Below are 16820 nucleotides of genomic sequence, written 5' to 3' on the forward strand. Positions count from 1 at the left end.
GAGGCCGCAATGTCAACGCTTTCAACCAGTATCACATATGATGAAACGACAACTCTAATCATGATGACCCTCAGAGGTAAAGCTGGGGTGGATGATGTTGTTAATGCCTACAAAGCGGCAAATAGTTATGCCTCAAAACACCAGAGCAGTAAACTTTTGGTGGATGTTTCCGAGCTGGAGCACAGGTTTGCTGCAATCGATGTTGTCAACGTCATGCCTAAGGTAGCGCATCATGTTAAAAACATGAAAATCGCCAGAGTTGTCGGCATCGAGGGGTTTATGCATGATTTGTTCCTACAGAAAGTGCAGCGTTTTGGCATCAATGCAGAAAATTTTGAGTGCTTCAAAAGTGCAAAGGAATGGTTGAGTAAATGCTAATTCGAGCGTAAACTGGTCTGCCATGAAACAAGCGCAAAAAAGCGCTGCTCAGGCAGTTGTCTGAGCGAATAATAATGATATATGGTAGACACTGACAACAAGTTAAACCCTTCCGTTTTGGAAGTGTGTAAATCCGCCAACGGGGTATTAACCCCCGATCTTCAGAACCAGATCAAGTCCCTTCTAGGATGTGATAACACGCAATTAGGTCAAGCCCTGTTACCTTATGCTGCGAGTTTTGCTCAGGCGCCTATTTCATCTTTTTTGGTAGGTGCTGTTGCTTATGACAAAAACACTGAATGCTATTTCTTAGGGGCAAACCTGGAATTTTCTCACCGGGCGCTCTCTTTGGTTGTTCATGCTGAGCAGGCCGCAATTAATAATGCCTGGTTAAACGGGGCTCAGGAAATCTCTCGAATAGATATTACTGCTGCGCCTTGTGGGTATTGTCGCCAGTTTATGAATGAGCTGAAAAACGCAAAACAGCTCAAAATCACCTTGCCAACGGGGGAGACGACCTTATCTCAATTACTTCCGGGGGATTTTGGCCCTACGGATTTGGGCAATCAGGAGGCACTGTTTGGCAGTAAACCAATGGAGATACAGAGCACTGATGGCCTGTCCGAAGAGTTAATCAATCATTTGAGTCAAGTTTATGCGCCTTATACAAAAAATGTGGCGGCGGCTGAGTTGGTGATGACAAGCGGCAGGCGTTTCTACGGCCGTTATATAGAAAATGCAGCATACAGCCCAAGTTTATCGCCTATGCAGAGTGCGCTTAGTCAGTTGGCGATGAGTGGTGAAATACTGGCAGAGGCAAAGCTCGAACGCGCTACTTTGGTAGAAACAAAGGGAAGAGAAAACCAAAGGGCAGTGACAGAAGCTGTGATAAGCAGTTTTAACGGTGCGTTAAAACTGCAGTATCATGCGATCGAAATAAAGTAGGCTAACGCCTACTTTGTTCTTTCTAGTACGATTTCGGCCGCTTTGATGACAACTGCGACTGCGTTTTTCTCTACCAGTTTGTGGTCAACATTCGGGATTTCCTGGCGTGTACGATTAACCAGTACGCCCGCTACACAGGCTGCTTTTAGGCCCAAAGCAGCACACATTGTAAAGAGCGTCGCTGACTCCATTTCATAGTTCATTACATTGAGCTTTTGCCACTCTTCGCATGAGCCCTGGAACGCTTTTGGCACGTAACCAGAGAAGGTATCATAGCGCTCCTGACCAGGATAGAATGTATCACTAGAAGCGGTGATACCGGTATGATAGGTCACACCTAACTGCTCACAGGCCTCGACCATGGCTGATGTGCTGTGAAAATCAGAAACGGCTGGATAGGCAAGCGGTGCAAAATGTTGACTGGCACCATCGAGGCGCACGGAAGCAGTACTAACCAGAATATCACCCTCATTGATATGCGGCTGAATAGCACCGGTTGTACCTATGCGCAAAAAGGTATTGATGCCAAGTTGAGCGAGTTCTTCGACTGCAATTGACGTTGATGGTCCACCGATACCAGTTGAGCAGATCACAATAGATTGACCGTTAATATCGCCAAGATATACGTGAAATTCGCGTGTCTGAGCTAAACATTTTGGATTGTCCAGTTGTTCCGCGATCCGCTCTGAACGTTTTGGGTCGCCAGGAACGATAGCCAGTGTTGCACCGTTTAGATCTGCTTTCGAAAGACCCAGGTGAAATACCTTTTCCATAAATAAACCTTGTGTAGTTCTAAAGCCCAATGGTCAATTTTACGTGCTTTTAAGTACAGGACGAATGTCCTTACCTTGGCCTTTGAGCGTTACAATTGTGTCGTTTACTAAAATCCCCCTGTGAGCCGGGGTTTATGCAATTATTTTTCGTTTAACTTTCAATGAAACAAAGGGTTGTTTGTCTGCCACTGATATCGGCATTTTAACGCCGAGCTGTAAACAAAGCGCTAATTGAAATTAACCGATTGCTTGCAACATTGTCGACTGTCTTCTAAACCTTAATAAGGAGAAAGCAAATGGGGAATACCTACTATGCCTGCAACACAATCGATAGACAAGCACAACGAGTTTGCCCGCTGTTTTGAAAGCAATAAGCTAAGCCCATTTGTGGCGTTTCATTGGCTCGCACTCGCCTTTAAAGACATTGCCCGAGCACCTTTGCTCAGTTTAATTTATGGACTGGTTTTTACAACAATTCCTGCCGCCATTATGTGGCTTGCGTTTGAAGTTGAAACACACCTTGTGATTTTGCCAGCCGCTGTTGCGTTTGCATTGATAGGTCCTGCATTTGCCGCCGGGCTATATGATGTCGCCTGGGAGCTTGAAAAAGGCCATAAGCCAACTTTAAGTCATAGCCTCAAAAGTATGTTCAGAAATCCTGCCGGCGAGTGGGGATTTGCGATTTTACTTATGGTCATTATGATAGTTTGGATGCGCCTGGCGGCATTGATACATGCATTATACCCAAATGTGCCAAACCCCAACTTTGAGCAGCTTTCAGCCTTTTTGGGTCTGGGAACTTTGGTGGGAGGAATTCTTGTGGTGACAGTTTTTGCGATTTCGGCGTTTACACCTCAGATTATGATGGAGCGTCGTGTAGATATAATGACAGCAGTGGTGTCGTCAATTCATGCGGTACGGTCTAATGCTGCAGCGATGATAGTTTGGGGGGCAACCATAGGTGTTCTAGTTATAGTAGGCTTCCTGACAGGTACGGCTGGGTTTATTGTCATTATGCCACTGCTGGCCTATGCGAGCTGGCACGGCTATATTGCGACAATCAAAACTAAAAAGCCAAGAAAATACGAATAAGCAAACACTTAGCTTGCATATTCAACCGCTCAGGCTGATATCAATGATGTCGGAGCGGTTGACTTATCTCCCAGCCATGTTATACCGACCCCAGTACAATTTATATAATCGTTTTAAAGTCCACTTGATATCCGTAACTAATTGAAAAATAAGGGGTGGCTTGGTTTTCTAGTGAGAGGTTCTTGACGCGTTTCGCTAACCGAGTATGCAGACTCTGTTAATTTGACAATTATTCTTTGAGTAACGGTGTGGCATGTTTATGCAGTTGACTGAGGAGGTCTCAATGAGTGATAGCAAGGTAAAATTTCATCAGAAAATAGAAAACTGTTTATGTCCCCCTGGCGACGGTGTGTTTACTGTCAACACGGCAAAAGAGAGAAAAGCTGCGTTGCGTGAAAAGCTTTATGGACAGACAGAAAACATTGAGCCTCTTTGGAAAGAGTCACTGAATACACTGACTGATAGCAAGTACAAAGCTGCCATTTTGGGGGTCAGTTCAGACTGTGGCGGCGGTATCTTAAGAGGTGCCAACTGGGGACCCTTGTTCCTTCGTTCCACACTGTTGACACAGCAGCCTCAAGTCAGCGCGTTTGATTTGGGTGACGTTCGGGTTATTCCTCACTTGCTGCATGATAAATACCTTAATGAGGGAACCATCAGTAACTGTCAGAAGGCCTTATATCAGGACGAAAACAGTGAATACCATGTGTCTCCGCTTTCTATCACAGAAGATGTTTGTGATGGTTTTTATGCGCATTATCCTGAGAAAGGGATCTTTGGCATTGGTGGTGATCACTCCATTAGTTACCCGCTTACCAAGGCGTATCTTAAAGCCAAACGTGAGCAGGGTAAGCGCACTGCCATTATTCACTTTGATGCACATACAGATTTGCTCGTTGAGCGATTAGGTATTGATCTGTGCTTTGGTTCTTGGTGTACACATATTCTAGAGTTTCTTCCTGCACCGCACCACCTTATTCAGTTTGGGATCCGCTCAAGCGGTAAGAGTAAAGCACATTGGGAGTCTACATTTGGCGTCAAGCAACATTGGGCACACGAAATTCGTGAGCAGGGCGCAAGTGCAATCGTAGACCAGGTGATTAAGCAGCTTAAAGAAGATAAAGTCGATGAGCTGTATGTCAGTTTTGATATTGATGCGCTCGATGAAGAGTTCGCTGCAGCGACCGGTACACCAGAATCTGGCGGTATGACACCTGATGAGGCAATGACCATTTTAACGGCGTTAAGCAAAGAGTTTCCGATCACGGGAGCAGATATGATGGAAATCGCGCCATTTACAGATAGCTCACTGTCAGGCTCGTCTAGCTCAGAGACGACGCTTCGAGAAGGGGCGAAATTGTCCGCTTTTCTGATTGACGCCATCAATAAAAGCTAATTAACCAGTGAAAGAAGGCTTTGGCCTTCTTTCACCTTATCGCCATCAAGTTCCACCGCCCTCAGCAAAATTTAACTGCTCGCTCTATTCACAGCATCCGAATATTTTCCTATATTAAAATTTGTAAGTTGATAAAAACCAAAGGAGCGAGGCTTGATACGCTGGCTGATTTACCCGTGGTTAATGCTAGGGAGTGTCGCTGCACATGCTTATACACTGACTCTGGTTACTGAAAACTTCGCACATTTTCAATATGTAAATGGCGAGGGGGAGTTGGTTGGCCATGCTGCGGAAAAAGTCGTAAAAGTATTAAATGAGGCAGATATTGAATATCAGTTATCGGTAGACAACTGGAGTATCTCTTATAATAGTGCAAAGCGCGACCCAAACACCTGTATTTTTTCTATTGCCAAAAGCAAGCATCGAAATGAATTATTTACATGGGTGTTTCCTATTGGCAGCTTTACAACTTCCTTTTACGCCCTAAAGACGGCAAATATTCGCATCGACAACCTGGAACAAGCCCGGCAGTACAAAATAGCGGTTATTCGAGATAATTTTAGTCATCAATTTCTTAAGAGCCACGGTTTTACTGAAGGTCAACAGCTTTTGCTAATTCAGTCATTTGATAAAATATTTCAGCTACTTGCCACACGCCGAGATAGTGTTGATTTGGTGATTCTGAGTGACGCCCAGTTTGACCATAAGAGCAAGAGCGAGCCAATGAGCAGTGAACTTGAGCGTGTTATGACACTCAACAAAATGAACTCCCAGCTTTATTTTGCCTGCAATAAGAAAGTCCCTCCGAGTGTCACTAGCCGTATTAAAGCTGCCTATGACCGCTTGTATTAGGGCTTCTTAATCTCCGGCCAGCTAAAGCCATGAAAAGTATCTATATAGAGTGCTTCTACTTTCTCTCTTGCCCATGGTGTTTTACGCAGAAACTTCAGACTCGATTTCACTGAAGGGTCTTTTTTGAAGCAATTGATATTTACCGCTTCAGACATTGCTTCCCAGCCGAGTTGTTCAACCAGGCGCTCAACAATATCCTGAAGTTTGACACCGTGTAATGGATTATTGGGTTGTGATCCGCTCATACTGCTTTATTCATTGTTTCAAAGTGTCTAGTGTACCCTGATTTTACCTTTCATTTCTACTCTGACAGGCTCGCCGTTTTCATCAAGCTTGAGCCACATTAGTGGACTTTGTGGCTGGTTTGCGTAGCGATGACTGCAGACATAAAGCTTATCAACTTGCTTGATGATTGCACCTTGTGTATACCTGAGATCCTGATACCAACACACCTGCTGCAGCTGTTCCAGATATAGATTTGTCTCCTCACCAAAGGCATGTCCTTTGAGTGGAATCAAAAAAAATGTAAATAAAAAGAAAACTGACCGATTTTTCATGGCATAACTCCCAGTTCAGGCTAAATTTAAGTTGGTAAGCTAATGTACTATATACCTTAGCTATTGGTAATGTGCTGGCAAGCATCTTGTTGCTGTCTGGCCGAGATAATACATGCAGAAGTTGGGCCTATTATTAGGTCTCAGGAGGGATTATGGCATTTGATGAAAAACTAATGGCTGAGTTGGAACTACTGGTGAAGTTTCCACGTAGTAGTTTGCACCAGGGGATAAAAATACACAAAAATGCAGATCAGGGTATATTAGCAGCTGCAGAGCGCTTATATGCGAAAGGGGTTATCGATCAGCCCGACGGGGGTTACTTAACAGACCTTGGACATGACTTGCTAACTCATTTAGACCAGGTACATAGTGCTCTTAAGTAAGATGTGAAATGAAAGGAGCGCAATATGCTTGCGCTCCTGCTTACGGTGTTACTGAGGTGCGTCAGGCTGATTTTCCGGTGCAGCCTGTGTAAATGCACTGAGCGTATTACAATGTTCGTAGATTCGGGCAATTTTTGGAAACTCACTCATATCAACGTTGAAACGCAGGGCATTGTAAACTTGTGGTACCAAACAAACGTCAGCTAGCGTCGGCGTATCACCAAAGCAAAAGGTGTCATCACCCAACATAACCTCCAGCTTTTTAAAACCTTCAATTACCCAGTGTCGATACCAGGTATTTTTTTGCTCATCTGAGACTGATAGCTCATTACTCAGATACTTCAGTACTCTCAGATTATCAATAGGGTGAATATCACAAGCGATAGCATAGCTAAAGTTGCGTACCTGAGCCTTTTGCCAGGCGTCATCTGGCAATAATGGTGTTGCATCAAATGCTTCCTCAAGCCATTCGAGTATAGCCAACGACTGTGCCAGCATACCTTGGTCAGTCTCAAGTGCGGGTAACAGACCCTGTGCATTTTTACTTAGATAATCAGCGCCTTGTTGCTCTGATTTCAGCAAGTTAACTGGAACAAGTTCATGATCCAGTTGTTTCAGGTTTAATGCGATGCGAACACGATATGCAGCGGAAGAACGAAAATAGGTGTACAGTTTCATGTTTGATCCTTTAATTCACGACGATTATTCTGGTCCTAACAAGAAGGCCAGAAGAGCATTTGGCTCAAATAAGAAACGCTGAGCAGAATTTTTCCCGCTCAGCGTACTCAGTTGAATTTACAAAGGGCGATTAGGCACCTTTATAATACTTCTTGATACCTTTCCAGCAATCAAGATAATTCGGCTGGCGCTCTTTACCTTCTAATGCATACTTAGTCGGTGAAATCACATAGCGTGACTCAAACATGAAGGCCAGTGTGTTTTCATAACGCTGCGGCTCAAGCTCTGCGTTAGATGCTTTTTCAAATACATCCGCTTCAGGACCATGTGGAGACATGCAGTTGTGCAAGCTCATTCCGCCGGGAACAAAGCCGTGTTCTTTGGCATCGTATACACCTTCAATCAGACCCATAAATTCACTCATGATGTTACGGTGATAGTATGGCGGACGGAAAGTATTCTCTGCCACCATCCAGCGCGGTGGGAAAATCACAAAGTCGACGTTTGCAACACCTGGTGTGCCAGAAGGCGACGTCAGAACGGTAAAAATTGACGGGTCAGGGTGATCAAAACTTACCGTATTCATGACATTGAAACGGGCAAGGTCATACTTATACGGGGCACTGTTACCTGTCCAGGCAACAACATCAAGTGGCGAATGTCCGATATCACAACGGAACAGGTTACCATTGAATTTAGCAACGAGTTCAAAATCACCTTCCAGATCTTCGAACGCTGCCACCGGGTAAAGGAAATCGCGTTCATTGGTATAGCCATTCGCGCCTACAGGACCGCGCTCAGGCAAGATGTATGGGTTGCCATAGTTTTCGCAGATATAACCACGAACTTGTTCACTGAGTAGTTCTACACGGAACTTAATACCACGCGGGATCACAGCAATTTCGCCAGGCTTAATTGCCAGCTTGCCACATTCAGTGTGCAGTACCAGCTCACCAAGCTGAGGAACGAAGAGTAATTCGCCGTCTGCATTGTAGAAATAACGACCTTCCATAGAAGCGTTAGCAACGTATACGTGGATGCCGATACCAGCTTGGCCGTTAGCGCTGCCATTCGCAGCCATAGTAACTAAGCCATCGATAAAATCAGTTTTCTCAGCAGGTACTTCGACTGGGTTCCAGCGCAGCATGGTTGGTGGCGTAGGCACCTCAGTGATTGGGGCTGTGCGCAGCAGGCCGTTATTCATCGCCTGATAATCGCCCTGAACAACTGATGGTCGAATACGGTAGAACCAGTTTCTGCGGTTCTCAGCACGCGGCGCTGTGAAAGCGGTCGTGTTGTATTGCTCTGCGTAAAGGTCGTATTTTACTTTTTGTGGTGAAAACTGACCGACTGGTAGGGCGCCGGGTAGGGCTTCGGTTTCAAATTCATTGCCAAAACCGCTCATATACTCGAATTCTGCACTCATTTTGCATAGACTCCGTTGATGTTTTTTGTAAAGATACTCTCATGTGAGAGTATTTTCAATCTTTGGCAGTTTTTAATGTGTAAATCTAAGTATACAAAAATTTGCCAGATGTACCTGGAGCTTGATAATGGCGTTTGATATCAATGAATTTCTGCCGTACCGCATGGTTAGGCTGGCCAATGCAATGAGTGAGGCTTTTTCTGAAGTGTATGAACAAGCCGGACTGACCATACCGCAATGGCGTGTATTGGTGCACCTGGCTCAGCACCCGGGTGCAACCGCAAAGCAGTTGTGCGACCTGGCAAGTATGGATAAGTCAACGGTGTCGCGAGCCATTAAGCAATTGCAGCAGCAGGGAATACTGGTTGCCGAGCAAAGTGAGACGGATAAACGCGCCACCGAAATGACATTAACAGAGCAGGGCACCGTGTTGTACGAAACACTGACTCCTGAAGCGCTTAGTTGGGAAAGTAATCTCTTAGGCGAGTTAAACCCGGATGAAAAACAAGCCTTACTGGCAACAATGAAAAAGCTGGAAGGGCATTTTCTTTCATGATGTAAAAGTTGTCGGACATAAATAAGCAAAGCTTTGTTTTACTGCGTCATTGTAACAAAAAAAGGTCAACCGAAGTTGACCTTTAGAGATTATCTAATTACGTGTTTTAGATATTAGAAGTCGTATTTAACACCTACACGGATTTCCCAAAGTGAAGGACGAACTTCAAAATCAGTACCGCTTGGGTCATTAAATTTAACGAACTCGTAACGACCGGCCTCGGTAATACGTGCAGTAACAGCGTTTTGCATCTCACTACCCGTTTCCATTACGCCCCAGTCGTCGTTCAACAAGTTACCCAGGTTTTTGATTGTGAAGAACGCAGAACCTTTATGACCATCTGCAAAGCCGGCAAATTCCTGCTCAACTTTCAAGTCAAAAGTAACCCACCATTCACCGTCTTGAGAGTTACGGTCAAGGACTTCACCACGAGTAAGGCCTTCACGCTCAACCCAAGCATCAAACGCCGCTTTATCGAAGTCAGCACCATATTGAACAGCATTGTCTTCAATGTTTGGTACGTACAATAGGTCACGTTCTGTATCTGCGAATCCGAACATACCTGTGTTATCGAACGTGTAAGAGTAAGGGTTAGTTACGCTTGCCTGGCCGAACAGGTTAAACTTAGTCTCGTAGCCGTCGATAAACTCATGCTTGTACGACAGTGACAGAGTTGCACGGTGTGGCACTTCATAGTTTGAAGTAGTCAGGTTAGGTGCTTCTGGATTTGCCGTAGCGAAGAAGTGGTAGTTCGAGAACGCTACTGAGCTTGTCATCGGGTGCACGTCTTTAGAGACAGTGTATGCATATGACAGCGCCAAATCGATACCGTTGTCGAATGACTTATTCATACCAAACGACAGGATATGAGAATACGCGTCTTGTCCTTTTACGTTAGTAAGCAAGAAATCTGAATTTCTTGGGTGCAGATCGTCAGAGTAGATTGGACGACCATCTGGTGCTGTGCCAGCGCGAACCAGGGCTAAGTTGCGAACGATAGCTGAGTTCTGCTTGTGCGTGTATAGGTAATCAATGGTGAAAACGTAGTCTTCTTCTGTAACATACGTTGCACCTAGTGAGTATTTCCACTCAGAAGGGATATCAAAATCGGGATCTGTTACGTTGGTGCTTGCATCAGCGGTACCACTGCCTACGGCATCATATAGGTCTTTAGGGATAGCATAGCCTGCTTTGCCGTTATCAACAAATGTAACCGCATCCGGACCAAGTAGCTGCATGTTCTTTTGGTTAATTTGGATGTTACGGATACCGTCGTTAGAGTAGCTGTTAGAGATCCAAACGTTCGGGTTACCGCCTGAGTACAAGCCAATACCACCACGCAGCTCTAACTGGTCGTTGTAAACCCAGTTGAAGCCTAAGCGTGGTTGAAGTAGTGATACGCCGTCAAGGTTTTGTTGGTTAGAAAAGCCGTAACGACCTTCGAAGTTCTTGTTTTCTGCAGGAACATCATCACTGGTGTACCAATCATAACGAAGACCTGCTGTGATTGAGATTTCGTAATCTTCCAGATCAAATTTATCTTGTACATATAGGGTGTTAAGCGCGTACTTGAACTCACCTGCAGCGTCTATTGGGTTATGGCTACTTGCGTTACCATAGTAAACGCGAGCTACACCATTACGGAAGTCTTCAATACCACCGAAGAAACGATGCTCACCTTCATTGTGCTGTACGAACATGTTGAAGACATCCAGCTCTTCCATTTCGTAGCCGAAGCTTATCTCATGTGCGTCAAGGTAATATGTACCAGCCAGTTTAAGAGAAAGGTTGTCATACTTTAACTTGTTAGCCTGACGTGAATCGTCCGGGCCAATGTAAACCGTTACGTCGTCAGTGTAAATTTGCATTTCACCGAAGCCAGATGCAGCGTCCAGAGAGTTCTGACGGTTATCAAGCTTAGAGTAACCAACACGTACTTCTGATGAGAAATCGTCTGTCCAGTCAGAGTATACAGTTGCAACATAAGAGTTTAATTCTGCACCACGCTCATAGAAGTGGTTAGACAGAGACATGCGGTCTGAGCTTGAGTCAGATTGGCTCAGAGAGTAACCGTCGTTGTAGTTGTATACGAACGAAGCTCGGTGCATTTCGTTGATGTTCCAATCCAGTTTGATTAGGATTTTCTCATCTTCAACAGGCATACTCGGAACCATAGTACCTGGATCGTACTCATACAAAGACTTTGAAATATCGATGATTTCATTAATTTCGTCTAGTGTAATTTTTCCGTTAGCGTAAGGTGTGTAAGAGAATACTTGTGAGCCTTCAAGCTTTTCGTAGCTGGTGAAAAGGAAAAGCGTATCTTCAATCAGAGGCATACCTACGTTGAAGCCATAGCGCTTCTCGTCATAGTCACCTAGATCTTGTTTTTTACCTTCAATTTTATCACCAGAAAGTGAGTCACTGGTGTAATCAGCAAAAACGCCGCCATGGATTTCATTGGTACCAGACTTAGTTACTGCGTTGATGTTACATGAAGTAAAGCCGCCGTATTGAACGTCAAATGGCGCTAACTCAACAGCTACTTGTGCAATAGTATCAAAAGAGAATGGCATACGCTCGGTTGGGTAACCATTGCTGTTCAAACCAAAGTTGTCGTTCATACGAACGCCATCTACGGTCAGACTGTTAAATCTAGGGTTACCACCGGCACACTGGATTGCACCTGAGTTAGACTCGTCAACAAAGATACGAGGGTCTGTACGTACGATATCTTTTAGATCGCGGTTGATAGCTGGCTTTTCTTGAAGGTCTGCCAAAGAGAAGTTAGTTGCCGGGCCAGTGCCACCAGAATTCATGGTGATAGGACGACCAGTTACAACGATTTGCTCCATTTGGCTTTTAGACTGTAGCTGAACCGTAACAGGGTAAGTTTTACCCAGACTCAGGTACACATCTTCTACCATAGTGTCTTCGAAACTATCAGAGTCAACGATAATCTGGTAAGGACCACCAACGCGCAGGCCTTTCGCTGAGAATGAACCGTTTTCACCAACAGTTGTTGTTTTCACAGAGCCTGAAGGCGTATGAATGATGGTGATTTTGGTGCCAACCGCCGGGTTTCCATTTGGACCGGTGATTTGACCTTTTACCGCAGAAGCAGTGTCATTCGCATAAGCAGCGCCACTTGCACCGACACATGCAGCGATTGCAAGTGAGAGAGCCGTTTTGCGTAGTTGCGTTTTCATTATGTTGTTTCCCGTGTTATAGGTTTATTAAATGATAATCGTCAAGGTTCACTTGCCTGCTTTTAATGCAGTTTCAAGTGGTCTTGAATTTTTGTCAAAAATTTGATTTAGCAATCCAGCCAGTCTAATCCCGCCTTGAAGAAGCCGAGACTTTACAACTGGGGTGTACCTATGAATATACGCCCAGCTGATGTCAGTTTCATTGCTATTATAAATCTTTTCAGCTATTTGGTTCGACTCTACCAACCAATCTGCCGGGCGACTATTGAGCATTTGCGCTATCTTCTTTTTATCGCGCGTTGCAATAAAGTCGCTCAATTCCCGGTAAGAAAGCGCTTGATGCTCAATCAGTTTAGTATCAAAAACGGAGTGTAGATTTGTTTCTTCGTTAAAGAAGGTTACTTTTATGAGATTGCCACCGCGGTCTTCACTACGACCTGCATGGAAGGGCTGATGTGCATCGCCGACTAAGTGAACCAGGAACTTTAGCGCAAATTGCTTGTCTTCTTTAGAGGATTTAGTATTTTCAAGCACCGAAACAGAGTAGTTGATGCCATCGAGTATGTGGTTCACATCATGCTTGTGCTCAACAGACGCATCATCATATTGCGTCATTCTGCTTGGGTCTTTGATGTTGATGTAATGCCATTTGCCTGATTGTTTTTTCCAAAAGGTTTCTGAGCTAGAACGCATTTCATCCGCCCAAGTGGAGACTTCGGCTAAAGAGTCTTCCGCCAACAGGGCTTTTACCGCTTTTTCAGTCGTTGGGGTAAGGTGCTGTTGAGCTAATTCACCAACAACTCTATGGCCGTTCATTCCCCAAGACAAAGCGCTGGTGCTGAAAATTAAAGTAGAAAACACCAAACACTGAATAGAAGCTCGTAACATCAAAAATTCTCTTTACCCAAAACGGGTATTGTTTACACCTTTGGAATGCGGCCAATTGTCCGGATTTTTTCGCAAAAGAAAAGGACTCAATAGGATTCATAATTTCTTGTTAATAAAGTAGCTAAAACATGGGGTTATATCTTTTTAGTAAGTTTACCTATTGCAATAGGTAATAAAAATTGATCTAATATAGGGGCGCGCAACTTAAGAAATACGAAGTTTTGAAAAATAATCACTCTCTAAGCAATAAAACAACTATTGTTACAGTTTTGTTTCTCTCTGTCTGGTGCTGTTGGTTACTTGCCAGTAACCTGACTGGCAAGCCGGTTGGTGAGTTACCAAAGCTGGTCGAAAGTAGTGTCTCTTGCGAGACACGTTCAACGAGTAACAGAGCCGTCTTTAGAGTACATGTACCGGTAGAACAACTGGCTCGAAAATTGGCGCCAGCTCTGTGTCAGGATGAAGTGGTAGCGAAGCAATTTGGTCGTGTAAAGATACGCTACAGCGGTGAACTGGCGGAGCAAATTGATTACATTGCTAAGGGGCTTGCTGATCTTACTTTATCAAAAGACAATGTGATGGCGGCTTTAAAGGCGCAGTCTACTTATAACTATATGCCGGTCGTTGGCTATCCTACCTATACGGCATTTTTTATTTCAAACCGAGAAAAGCCAAGATTAGAAAAAGCGTACTTTCTGGATAAGAAAATAGGCTTGCTGGATTACCCAACCAGCCGCTCAGGTCATATTATCCCAAAACAAATGTTTAAACGGCTCGATTTAGATATGCGTGTTTTGGATATCCAGTATGTAAGTTCCCATCAAGTGTTAAGAGAAAAGCTCTCAGCGGGTGAGTTAGACATTATAGCAACCTATTGGCAAGAAAGTGACGAGGACCGGTTCTCCGCAAACTACATAACGCCAATTGGTGAGAACATTAGCGGTAGCCGTTGGTACGTAAAAATGGATGTTGATAACACCGATTTGGCATGTTCTTTACAGCGTCAGCTGCAGGAAGTAGCCAAAAATAATGGTTCGAGCTATTTTGATCAGCTGGATCTGTATTGGCAGTGTGAAGAGCTACCTGTTTATTTTCTTGGAGAAAAAGATGAGTCGTAAAACAGGTTTGCTGGCATTCTCTATCTATAGTGTCATCTTTTCCCTGGTTTTTGTGTTTGCTCACGAGCGTGCTATCAGATACACAATTGAGCAAGACTTAGGGAGTATCAAGCTGCGGATTGCTCTGGACAAAAATCGACTTCCAATAGCAGATCCGCAGCTTAATTATGCTGGCGATGCTGCACGTGTTGAGGAATACATAGATGCGCTTAACAGACGGCTTAAAAAGGAAATGAGCCGGGTTCGGATCCTGAATATTTCAGTACAAGATTCCCAGACTGCCGAAGAGCAGCTGCTGTTATCGGGTGCTGATGGCAACACCGCTATCAGCTACCGAGCAAATACGAGCCACAACTATTGGTTATATATACTCCCTTTAGTGATTGCTTTGTTAAACCTTGCCTTTTATAGGTCAGTTTCTCAAAAAAGAGAGCAGGCAAAGCGACAATCGGCTACAACTATGGCTGCCAAACCTAAACCACAGCACCTGGTTGTAGACCTTTACTCAAAGACTCTGTGTCTGAGTGGCGATAAGACTCGACAGGTTCAACTGGCCAATAAACCACTGTGTTTTTACCTGGCACTTCTGGAGTTTTGTTTACATAACCCTGATGTGTCACTCAATCAGAATAAAGAGGTGCCAGATGAGTTACTGGACATCGCAGATAAGTACTTTCATCGTCTGGTTGCATTGGGTCACACAATAAGAAAACGGCCTAATTTCTCTAATAGTCTTGAGAAAACATTGAGCGAGATCCGTGCTGCGCTGGATGAGCTGCTGACACACCAGCCAGAGTTAAAAGCAAAGTTGTACCCACCTAAAGCTCATGGAGAAGGGTCACGTTCAAAATTGCACAGCTATGGGTTAAAAGCACAGAAGGCAGAGGATATCGAGGTGATCGGAAAGTAAAAAACTACGGGCGTATCGAGATTACGCCCGTTCGTGCTGGCAAGTTAGTCTGATAATGTTGAGCGTTTAATTGGAGAGTGACGTTCAATAAAGTCTCTCAAAACTTGTGCATCTGTACTATCGGTAGCTGTATATCCAGGTAAGTCAGTCAACACAGGGTAACCGTCTCCTCCGGCAGCGTTGTAGCTGTTAATGCTCATTCGGTACGTTTTGTTTGGGTCAACGGCCTTACCTTGTATCTTAACATTTGTCAGCTTGCCACTTTGTATATCGAACTCGATACCATGATATTGCAAATAGGCACCGGAGTCTGGCGGAAATGCGCTAACAACCGACATATAGTCGATCAACTCTTGACCACTCCAGTCTATGTAGGTGATTCGGTTTCGAAATGGATGTACTGTTAAAATATCTTTGTAGCTGACTTCGCCGGCTTTTATACTGGCCCTTATTCCACCACCGCTGATAAGGCCGAAATCTGCACCTACAGCTGCCATTTGTGCTTTAATAACCAAATCGCCAAGGGGGCTTTGTCTGAAACGAACTGTGTCTCTGCGGCCATCTAGAAATGCATCGACTTCCCCAACGGCGCCCGCAATTTTGCTTTCACCGGCCTTTTGATAAGGGGCTAAAAATGCTTTTAACTCGGGGTCATGCTCTATGTAATTCTGCGCCCACTGGCCTTTTTCATCTTTAAGATTTACAGGGATTAATTCATAGCTTTCAAGCGTTTTCTCATTGTCAGATATTTTGAAAACCGCTTTGCCCACATACTTGCCCCATTCATGAGCCTGCATTATCCAAATGCCGTTTTGCCGATCCGGCTTACATGCTTTGCCTGGAGCAAAGTCAGCATCTTCTTCGCCATTTTCATCTATACAAATCGGTTCCTGTGAATGACCGCCTATGATCATATCCAGAGTACCGGCAGGTACATTACGAGCGAGCGTCACATCTCCCGGTGCATTGATACCATAGGCTGCGTTATGATAGTGGCCCATATGCGTTACTGCGATTGTTACATCTGGATTATACTGTTGCCGAATACGTTGTGATAGCTGAGTTGTAATGGGAGCTGGCTCGATAAAGTCGAGGCCGCCAACGAACTCGGGGTTGGCAATTTTTACTGTATCTATTGTGGTTAAACCAATAACCGCGATTTTCAGGCCCTGCTTTTCTATTATTGTATAAGGTTGATATGCATGTTCACCGTTATGTTTGTGTAATATATTGGCAGATAAAAACGGAAAGTTAGACCAAGCAATTTGTTTGTCCAGAACATCAAGTGGATTATCAAATTCATGATTGCCGATTGCCATCGCATCATAACCCAGTAAGCTCATTCCCTTGAAATCAGGTTCTGCATGCTGAAGATCCGATTCTGGGACTCCCGTGTTTATGTCACCACCAGACAGCAACACCAGGCTATGACCTTGTGCTTGAGCCTGTGCTCTTAATTGGTCGATCAGAGTTTTGCGTGCAGCCATGCCATATTCACCGTCTTCATTATGCCAAAAACGGCCATGGTGATCATTGGTATGAAGCACAGTAAGATAATGAACTGCGTCAATTGTTGGATCAGAACTGGTTTGCTGTGTTGTGTAGCAAGCTGTCAGAGATAGTGCCAACAGCGAAGGAATAATAAGGCGCATAAGTCTA

Annotated in this window: 17 protein-coding genes; 9 read left to right on the plus strand and 8 right to left on the minus strand. The window is 44.4% G+C overall.

Annotated features, from left to right (window positions below; genetic code table 11):
- The first annotated feature begins 9 nt into the window (after positions 1 to 9).
- Together ELR70_RS01330 and cdd are read left to right on the plus strand one after the other, a co-directional pair.
- Entirely contained in the window at positions 10 to 378 is a 369-nt protein-coding gene (locus ELR70_RS01330) for a hypothetical protein (protein WP_054016718.1), read from the plus strand.
- 81 nt (positions 379 to 459) lie between these two features.
- On the plus strand, positions 460 to 1323 hold the full coding sequence (cdd, locus tag ELR70_RS01335) for a cytidine deaminase (RefSeq protein ID WP_054016717.1): 864 nt from the start codon (positions 460 to 462) through the stop codon (positions 1321 to 1323).
- 8 nt (positions 1324 to 1331) lie between these two features.
- Here cdd and udp read toward each other — a convergent pair whose 3' ends face one another.
- Entirely contained in the window at positions 1332 to 2096 is a 765-nt protein-coding gene (gene udp / locus ELR70_RS01340) for a uridine phosphorylase (RefSeq protein WP_054016716.1), read from the minus strand.
- 312 nt (positions 2097 to 2408) lie between these two features.
- Here udp and ELR70_RS01345 point away from each other — a divergent pair, with 312 nt between their 5' ends.
- From ELR70_RS01345 to ELR70_RS01355, 3 genes are all read left to right on the plus strand, one after another.
- Positions 2409 to 3188 (plus strand): DUF2189 domain-containing protein, encoded by a 780-nt coding sequence (locus tag ELR70_RS01345; RefSeq protein ID WP_054016715.1) that lies wholly within the window; start codon positions 2409 to 2411, stop codon positions 3186 to 3188.
- Positions 3189 to 3471: 283 nt separating this feature from the next.
- Positions 3472 to 4584 (plus strand): arginase family protein, encoded by a 1113-nt coding sequence (locus ELR70_RS01350; protein WP_054016714.1) that lies wholly within the window; start codon positions 3472 to 3474, stop codon positions 4582 to 4584.
- A 153-nt stretch (positions 4585 to 4737) separates the two neighbouring features.
- A complete protein-coding gene (locus ELR70_RS01355; protein WP_054016713.1) occupies positions 4738 to 5436 on the plus strand; it encodes a transporter substrate-binding domain-containing protein in 699 nt (232 codons plus the stop codon).
- Here the strand turns inward: ELR70_RS01355 and ELR70_RS01360 are convergent.
- Together ELR70_RS01360 and ELR70_RS01365 are read right to left on the minus strand one after the other, a co-directional pair.
- On the minus strand, positions 5433 to 5681 hold the full coding sequence (locus ELR70_RS01360) for a VF530 family protein (RefSeq protein ID WP_054016712.1): 249 nt from the start codon (positions 5679 to 5681) through the stop codon (positions 5433 to 5435). The genes ELR70_RS01355 and ELR70_RS01360 overlap by 4 nt on opposite strands.
- Positions 5682 to 5708: 27 nt before the next feature.
- Positions 5709 to 5993: a DUF1496 domain-containing protein gene (locus ELR70_RS01365; protein ID WP_054016711.1), complete on the minus strand. Its 285-nt coding sequence runs from the start codon at positions 5991 to 5993 to the stop codon at positions 5709 to 5711.
- Positions 5994 to 6145: 152 nt separating this feature from the next.
- On the opposite strand from ELR70_RS01365, the gene ELR70_RS01370 reads away from it, so the two are divergent.
- Positions 6146 to 6376 carry a TIGR02647 family protein gene (locus ELR70_RS01370; RefSeq protein WP_054016710.1) on the plus strand — a complete coding sequence of 77 codons (231 nt, stop codon included), beginning with the start codon at positions 6146 to 6148 and terminating at the stop codon, positions 6374 to 6376.
- A 48-nt stretch (positions 6377 to 6424) separates the two neighbouring features.
- Here ELR70_RS01370 and maiA read toward each other — a convergent pair whose 3' ends face one another.
- Together maiA and hmgA are read right to left on the minus strand one after the other, a co-directional pair.
- Positions 6425 to 7054, minus strand: coding sequence for a maleylacetoacetate isomerase (gene maiA, locus ELR70_RS01375; RefSeq protein WP_054016709.1), 630 nt, complete (start codon positions 7052 to 7054; stop codon positions 6425 to 6427).
- 130 nt (positions 7055 to 7184) lie between these two features.
- Positions 7185 to 8480: a homogentisate 1,2-dioxygenase gene (gene hmgA / locus ELR70_RS01380; protein WP_054016708.1), complete on the minus strand. Its 1296-nt coding sequence runs from the start codon at positions 8478 to 8480 to the stop codon at positions 7185 to 7187.
- Positions 8481 to 8607: 127 nt separating this feature from the next.
- Between hmgA and ELR70_RS01385 the strand changes: the two genes are divergently transcribed.
- Entirely contained in the window at positions 8608 to 9036 is a 429-nt protein-coding gene (locus tag ELR70_RS01385) for a MarR family transcriptional regulator (protein ID WP_054016707.1), read from the plus strand.
- A 113-nt stretch (positions 9037 to 9149) separates the two neighbouring features.
- On the opposite strand, the gene ELR70_RS01390 is transcribed toward ELR70_RS01385, so the two are convergent.
- Together ELR70_RS01390 and ELR70_RS01395 are read right to left on the minus strand one after the other, a co-directional pair.
- The gene (locus ELR70_RS01390) at positions 9150 to 12245 is read right to left on the minus strand and encodes a TonB-dependent receptor (protein ID WP_054016706.1); all 3096 of its coding nucleotides are present in this window, start codon (positions 12243 to 12245) and stop codon (positions 9150 to 9152) included.
- 48 nt (positions 12246 to 12293) lie between these two features.
- Positions 12294 to 13133, minus strand: coding sequence for a S1/P1 nuclease (locus ELR70_RS01395; RefSeq protein WP_054016705.1), 840 nt, complete (start codon positions 13131 to 13133; stop codon positions 12294 to 12296).
- A 221-nt stretch (positions 13134 to 13354) separates the two neighbouring features.
- On the opposite strand from ELR70_RS01395, the gene ELR70_RS01400 reads away from it, so the two are divergent.
- Both ELR70_RS01400 and ELR70_RS01405 read left to right on the plus strand, forming a co-directional pair.
- Positions 13355 to 14251 carry a PhnD/SsuA/transferrin family substrate-binding protein gene (locus ELR70_RS01400; protein WP_200908222.1) on the plus strand — a complete coding sequence of 299 codons (897 nt, stop codon included), beginning with the start codon at positions 13355 to 13357 and terminating at the stop codon, positions 14249 to 14251.
- Positions 14241 to 15161, plus strand: a complete 921-nt coding sequence (locus ELR70_RS01405) for a hypothetical protein (RefSeq protein WP_054016704.1) — start codon at positions 14241 to 14243, stop codon at positions 15159 to 15161. Before ELR70_RS01400 ends, ELR70_RS01405 begins: the two co-directional genes overlap by 11 nt.
- 44 nt (positions 15162 to 15205) lie before the next feature.
- On the opposite strand, the gene ushA is transcribed toward ELR70_RS01405, so the two are convergent.
- The gene (ushA, locus tag ELR70_RS01410; protein WP_054016703.1) at positions 15206 to 16813 is read right to left on the minus strand and encodes a bifunctional UDP-sugar hydrolase/5'-nucleotidase UshA; all 1608 of its coding nucleotides are present in this window, start codon (positions 16811 to 16813) and stop codon (positions 15206 to 15208) included.
- Positions 16814 to 16820 lie beyond the last annotated feature (7 nt).

Origin of the sequence: Pseudoalteromonas sp. R3 (assembly GCF_004014715.1) — a bacterium.
Lineage (GTDB): Bacteria > Pseudomonadota > Gammaproteobacteria > Enterobacterales > Alteromonadaceae > Pseudoalteromonas.

Bases quoted from the DNA above. Each gene is read 5' to 3' on its own strand.
- ELR70_RS01330 (WP_054016718.1), top strand. From the start codon at position 10: ATGTCAACGCTTTCAACCAGTATCACATATGATGAAACGACAACTCTA.
- cdd (WP_054016717.1), top strand. From the start codon at position 460: ATGGTAGACACTGACAACAAGTTAAACCCTTCCGTTTTGGAAGTGTGT.
- udp (WP_054016716.1), bottom strand. From the start codon at position 2,096: ATGGAAAAGGTATTTCACCTGGGTCTTTCGAAAGCAGATCTAAACGGT.
- ELR70_RS01345 (WP_054016715.1), top strand. From the start codon at position 2,409: ATGCCTGCAACACAATCGATAGACAAGCACAACGAGTTTGCCCGCTGT.
- ELR70_RS01350 (WP_054016714.1), top strand. From the start codon at position 3,472: ATGAGTGATAGCAAGGTAAAATTTCATCAGAAAATAGAAAACTGTTTA.
- ELR70_RS01360 (WP_054016712.1), bottom strand. From the start codon at position 5,681: ATGAGCGGATCACAACCCAATAATCCATTACACGGTGTCAAACTTCAG.
- ELR70_RS01365 (WP_054016711.1), bottom strand. From the start codon at position 5,993: ATGAAAAATCGGTCAGTTTTCTTTTTATTTACATTTTTTTTGATTCCA.
- ELR70_RS01370 (WP_054016710.1), top strand. From the start codon at position 6,146: ATGGCATTTGATGAAAAACTAATGGCTGAGTTGGAACTACTGGTGAAG.
- maiA (WP_054016709.1), bottom strand. From the start codon at position 7,054: ATGAAACTGTACACCTATTTTCGTTCTTCCGCTGCATATCGTGTTCGC.
- hmgA (WP_054016708.1), bottom strand. From the start codon at position 8,480: ATGAGTGCAGAATTCGAGTATATGAGCGGTTTTGGCAATGAATTTGAA.
- ELR70_RS01385 (WP_054016707.1), top strand. From the start codon at position 8,608: ATGGCGTTTGATATCAATGAATTTCTGCCGTACCGCATGGTTAGGCTG.
- ELR70_RS01390 (WP_054016706.1), bottom strand. From the start codon at position 12,245: ATGAAAACGCAACTACGCAAAACGGCTCTCTCACTTGCAATCGCTGCA.
- ELR70_RS01395 (WP_054016705.1), bottom strand. From the start codon at position 13,133: ATGTTACGAGCTTCTATTCAGTGTTTGGTGTTTTCTACTTTAATTTTC.
- ELR70_RS01405 (WP_054016704.1), top strand. From the start codon at position 14,241: ATGAGTCGTAAAACAGGTTTGCTGGCATTCTCTATCTATAGTGTCATC.
- ushA (WP_054016703.1), bottom strand. From the start codon at position 16,813: ATGCGCCTTATTATTCCTTCGCTGTTGGCACTATCTCTGACAGCTTGC.